The organism is Kitasatospora sp. MBT63, from assembly GCF_000710465.2.
Taxonomy (GTDB): Bacteria; Actinomycetota; Actinomycetes; order Streptomycetales; family Streptomycetaceae; genus Kitasatospora.
Map to the genome: position 1 here is coordinate 1 of NZ_JAIZ01000786.1, position 5447 is coordinate 5447.

4 protein-coding genes are annotated in these 5447 nt (G+C 73.9%); 1 reads left to right on the forward strand and 3 read right to left on the reverse strand.

What is annotated here, in order from left to right; translation table 11 throughout:
- Positions 1–357 (reverse strand): NUDIX domain-containing protein (locus tag AA75_RS40745; protein WP_033825545.1); only part of this gene is annotated, 357 nt, incomplete at its 3' end.
- Positions 358–566: 209 nt separating this feature from the next.
- Here AA75_RS40745 and AA75_RS40750 point away from each other — a divergent pair.
- Positions 567–1799, forward strand: coding sequence for an acetylhydrolase (locus AA75_RS40750; protein ID WP_033825546.1), 1233 nt, complete (start codon positions 567–569; stop codon positions 1797–1799).
- Positions 1800–1855: 56 nt separating this feature from the next.
- Here the strand turns inward: AA75_RS40750 and AA75_RS40755 are convergent, their stop codons facing one another.
- Positions 1856–2653 (reverse strand): hypothetical protein, encoded by a 798-nt coding sequence (locus AA75_RS40755; RefSeq protein ID WP_033825547.1) that lies wholly within the window; start codon positions 2651–2653, stop codon positions 1856–1858.
- A gap of 139 nt (positions 2654–2792) precedes the next feature.
- Positions 2793–5447: LamG domain-containing protein (locus AA75_RS40760; RefSeq protein ID WP_199520544.1), on the reverse strand; the 2655-nt coding region annotated here is incomplete at its 5' end.

Sequence of the window (5447 nt, forward strand, 5' to 3'; positions counted from 1 at the left end):
GGCGTCGGAGTAGGCGTCGTGCCAGTACGGACCGGCCAGGTGGATCTCGCCCTGGTAGCCGGTCTCCTCCAGCAGCTCCCGGGCGGCGGCCTCGGCGGCCCGCTCACCGGGTTCGACGATCCCGCCGGGGAGTTCGTACAGCACGCGGGCGGGGCCGGGCCGGTACTGGCGGGCGAGGACGACCCGCCGGTCGGCGGTGAGCGCGAGAACGGCGGCGGCCGGGCGTTCACGCTTGAGGTAGAACTCCTCCCGCGCCCCGTCGGGCAGCTCGAAGCCGACGCGGTCCACGGACCGTCCGAACCTGCTGAACACGACGGTACGTTCGAGTTCGCGCCACGCCGCGATGTCGGTCGTCATGGCAGGACTGTACGGCCGCGGCGGGCAGATCTACCGGACCCGCCGGCCGGCCGCATCGGCCCCAGGGCGTAGTCCCGTGGGCCGATGCCCGGGCGAGCGTCAATCGACGGTCCGATGCCGGACGGGAAGGGCGCGTGACAGCGTTCCTTCGTGCCCAACGGCAATCCGCTGCAGCACGATTGACGATTCGTCACCTCGGGAGGGAACCCTTGACCATCACGCCGTTCAACAGCCGGACGAGCATGCCGCGCCGCCGTGTCCTGGGAGCCGCGCTGGCCGCGGGAGCCGCCGTGCCGCTCGCCGCCGTCGCCGCTCCCGCCTGGGCCGCCCCGGCCACCCCGGCGGATCCCGCTCCGGCCCCGGCGCGGCTCACGCTTCCCGCACCCACCGGGCCGTACCCGGTGGGCACGGTCCAGCTGCGCCTCGTCGACCGGTCGCGCCCGGACGGGATCGTGGGGCCCGGGCACTTCCGCGAGCTGATGGCCGCCGTCTGGTACCCGGCCGGGAACGTCGACGGGTACCCGCCGGCGCCCTGGATGCCGGCCGGCGCCCTCCAGGCGTACCTCACCGACGCGGGGTTCGGTGACCTGGCCCCGCTGGCGCCGCTCACCGCCGGCCGGGTGGGCGCCCCGGTGCGGCGCTCGGGCGCGCGGCGGCTGCCCGTCCTCGTGTACGCGCACGGCGCGCACAGCCACCAGGGCGACCACACGACCATCGTCCAGGAGCTCGCCAGCCACGGGTACGCGGTCGTCACGATCGCCCACCAGTACGACACCTACACCGAGTTCCCCGACGGCCGGATCACCGTCCCGAACCGCGACCAGCCGGCCCCCACCTTGCCGGGGGACTTCGCCGCGGACCTCCGCTTCGTCCTCGACTGCGTCGAACAGCTCGCCGCGGGCTGCAATCCGGATGCCGACCGGCGGACCCTGCCGGCCGGACTGCTCGGCTCCCTCGACCCGGACCGCATGGGCGCGTTCGGCTGGTCGAAGGGCGGGACGGCCACCGCCTGTGCCACGCTGGCGGACCGGCGGATCCGCGCCGGGCTGAGCCTCGACGGGCCGATGGTGATGAACCCGCCGCTGACCGGCGACCTGGACCGGCCGTTCATGATGATGACCGCGGACTTCACCCGGGCCACGGACCCCGCCGCGGCCGCGTTCTGGCCGCACCTGCGCGGGTGGCGGCTGGACGTCCGGGCCGAGGGCGCCGTCCACGTGTCGTACGGTGACAACGAGGCCCTGTTCGCCCAGGTGGCGACGCTGCTCGGATGGAGCGCGCAGCAGCTCCAGGCGGCGATCGGCACACTCGACCCCGACCAGGGGGTGAGGATCCAGCAGGCGTACCCGCTCGCGTTCTTCGACGAGCACCTGCGCCACCGCCACGGGCACCTGCTCGACGGCCCGTCCCCGGCCTTCCCGGCGGTGACGTTCCTCCCCTGACACCCGGGAGGGACGGCCCGGGGCCAGGCGCCCGGCCCGCCCCGGAAGGGGTCAGGTCACGGCAGGTCGACCCGCACCGCGACCTCGTTCCGACACAGCCGGCCATCGACCCACAGCGCCAGGTCGAACTCCTCGAAAGCCGCCCCGCACTCCGTCAGCAGCCGCTCGGTGAAGCCGGGCAGCGCCTCCGGCGCCCCGGACCAGCCCGCCGTCCGTGCGGCGGCGCGGAAGCCCGGCCGTCCGGCACGCAGGGCCAAGGTCTCCGTCACCGCGTCGCCCGCCGACTCCGCATCGGGGATGAACCGACCGGGCGGGCACGCGTGGAACCGCGGCCCGGGCCGGTCGGCCGCCGCCGACCGGTCCGCCGCCCCGGCCGGCGAGAACAAGGGGACGGCCGGCTGCGCCGCACTCCCCAGCCACAGCTCGATCTCCGTCCCGCGCACCTCACGCGGGTCGATCCGGTAGCTGTAGGAGCCGTCGGCATCGAGGCCGAAGGCGGTCTCCAGACCGGGCCACGCACCGTGCAACCGCGACACCGCCGATCGGCAGAACGCCCGCAGGGCGGCGGTGCTGTCCCCGTCCTCGCCGGCCGTCCGGTCGATCGTGACGTGGAGGTAGCAGTCGTAGGGGCGCTCCGCCGGCCACTCGGCCGAGGACTCGCCGACCGCGGGACCGAGCAGGTCGCCCGGTTCGGTGCTCATCCGGAGGCCGAACAGCGACCCGTCCGGTCCGGTCGTGCGCTGCCAGCGTACGGCTGACGGGTCATCCGGCAGGCCCAGCGCCGTGGCCACCTGCCGGACGGTGAGGGCGTCGCCCGTGCGGCGCCGTACCAGGAGGCCCGCGTCACTCGCCATCGCCCAGCACCCCCGGCCCTCGCCCATCGGTTCGTCACCGACCCTACCGGAGCGGATCCGGCGCTCGGCCGCCGGAGAACGGCTGCGCGGGCCGGGTGGCAGCAGCCACCCGGCCCGCGCAGGGCCGCCCGTCAACCGGTCAGGGACCGGTGGTGCTGTCCAACTCGGTGTTGTAGTCCGCGAGTCGGGCGATCTGGGCGGCGCTCAGCACGCCCTGGAACGCCCACACGTCGTCCAGCTCGCCGGAGAAGTACTCACCGAACGTGCCGGTGGCCTTCGCCCGCCCGAACTGCAGGCCGCCGGTGGCGTCGAACGGCCGCACCGCTTGGGCCCACGAGGTCCGGCTGGTGCAGTCCGCCGCGCCGGTCGTGCAGACCTGGTTCTCCAGGTCACCGTTGACGTACAGGCTCAGCCGGCTGGACAGCGCGTCGTAGGTGAGCGCCAGATGCGTCCAGTTCTCCAGCACCGACGGCACCGGGGAGTGCACCACGATGGTCCGGGCGGCGCCCGCCGCGTCGGTACCGGCCAGCACGGCCTGCCACTCACCCAGGTGCTCACCCGTCTTCGGGTCGTCCTTGAGGTAGTGCCAGCGCAGCGTGGCCGCGTCACCGGTGGTACCGCCCTGCGAGAGCACGGTCATGTCCCGGGTCGGGGAGCCCGCGGTGTTCGCCCAACCCGCCAGCGTGAAGCTCTGGTTGGTGTGCACCGGAGCGGCGCCGGTGGCCGCGTGGGCGGTGGTGCCGTTCAGCTGCAGCGTGCCCGTGTTGACGTACAGACCGCCACCGGCGTTGATGGTGGCGCCCCCGCCGAGCTGCGCGGCCGGCTTCGCCGGACCCTCGCCCGGGCTCGCGGTGCCGGTGACGCTGTTGAGCTTCCACCGGCCGGCCAGCTGCGGACGCTGCGCGACCAGGTCGGCCGCCTCCGCACCCGTCACGACCCGGTCGTAGATCCGCACGTCGTCCAGGTCGCCGCCGAAGAACTCGGCGTTGGCGCCCTCCCGGTTGACCGCGCCGACCTGCAGCGGTCCCGGGCTGCTCCACGGTGCGGTCTGCGTGTAGTCCGCCTCGCCGACCAGGAAGCCGTTGATGTACAGGCGGGTCTTCTTCGCCACCGCGTCCGAGACACCCAGCAGGTGCACCCACTGGTTGTCGGTGCCGGAGAAGCAGGGCACCCCGTTCACCGTCGTACCGGCGGTGCAGTCCGGCTGCGCGGCCCGGACCAGGGTGTCCGCGGAGGTGTCCTCCTTGTACCGGCCGAAGATCCACTTCTTGCCGTAGGCCGAGTAGTACAGCGAGAACTCGTTGTTGTGCTGCCCGTTCTGGGTGACCGCCATCTTGGCGATGGTGTCGCCCGCCGCGGGCTGCGGCAGCCGAGCCCACGTCGACACCGAGAAGCTCCGCGTCCCGTCGACCTGCGGGCGCACGGTGCGTGCGTAGCCGGTCGTCCCGTCGAAGTGGACCGCCTTGCCGGCCGTGCCCGGCACGCCGGTCTGGACGCCTCCCGACGTGGTGAGGGCATCGGACTCCGGATAGCCGGCCACCGTCGCGGCGGCGGCGTCCTCGTCGAGGTGCCAGACCGCCTTGGCGGGCAGGCCCGTGGCCAGCGGACGGTCGGCTGCGACCGCGACGGCCTCGGCCGCGGCGAGCGGCCGGTCCCAGACCTTGACCTCGTCCAGGGTCCCGGCCCAGAAGTCCGTAAAGTCGCCCCGGTACGCGAGGCGGCCGATGTCCAGCGGCCCGCGGGCGCTCCAGCTGACCGGAGCGGGAATGGTCGCGGTGGGGACCCCGTCGACGTACAGCGCCATGGTCTGGTTGGCGGAGTCGTAGACGCCGGTCAGGTGGGCCCAGGTGTTGAGGGGGGCGGGCGTCGGCGAGGCGGCGATCTGCCAGGCGTAGCCGGCGCTGTCCTTGGTGGTGCTGACGAAGGCCCACTTGCCGTCCCGCTCTCCCAGGCTGAAGGAGGACATGTAGGTCCCCTCTTGGGCGACGGCCATGCGGTTGTGGGTGGCGTCGGTCAGGTAGACCCACGCGGAGAGGGTGAAGCTCTTGGTGGTGTCGAGGACCGCGCCCTGGGTGGTGGCGTAGGAGCCGGAGGTGCCGTTGAAGGCCGCCGCCGTACCCAGGTGCCCGGGGGACCCGGTCACCGCCGCGCTGCCCTTGGTGGCGTCGATCCGGGCGCCGGTTCCGGCGAGCGCGGTACCGGAGGACTCGTCCATGGTCCAGCCGGTGCGTTGCGGCTGGCCGTTCAGGACGCCGAAGTAGTACGTCTCCGGCTGCGAGGCGTTGCCCGCCTTGTCCAGGGCCCGCACCGACAGGGTGTGCACACCGGGCGTCTCCGGCAGCACGTCGACGGTCTGCGGTGCGCCCGCGGTGGTGGCGACCTCGTGGGCCGCGGAGGCCGTGGTGTCCAGGCCCCACTGGTACTTGACGACGTCGGTGGCCGCCGAGTCGATGGTGAAGGCGCCGTACTTGCCGACGCCGTCCGTCCACGGCAGCGCCGCGGCGCCGTCCTTCGAACCGGGGTAGGAGGCCGAGGTGACGGCCGGCCCGTCGGGCGCGGAGGTGTCGACGCGGAAGTAGCAGTTGGTCGCGTCGCCGACCGAGGACCACGGCCCCCAGCTCGCGCCGTCCCAGGCCCTCATCTCCCAGCCGTAGGCGCCCTTGGCGGCCGCGGGCATGGGCGGGACGGTGAGCGAGAACTGCGAGCCCGACCCCTTGAAGGTGTCCGCCGCCGGTGCCGCACCCGCCGACCCGGTCGACCACCACCGGCGGGCGAAGCCGGGGCCGTCGTCCCC

Excerpts from the sequence above, each read along its gene's own strand:
- AA75_RS40755 (WP_033825547.1), bottom strand. The coding sequence starts at position 2,653 with ATGGCGAGTGACGCGGGCCTCCTGGTACGGCGCCGCACGGGCGACGCC.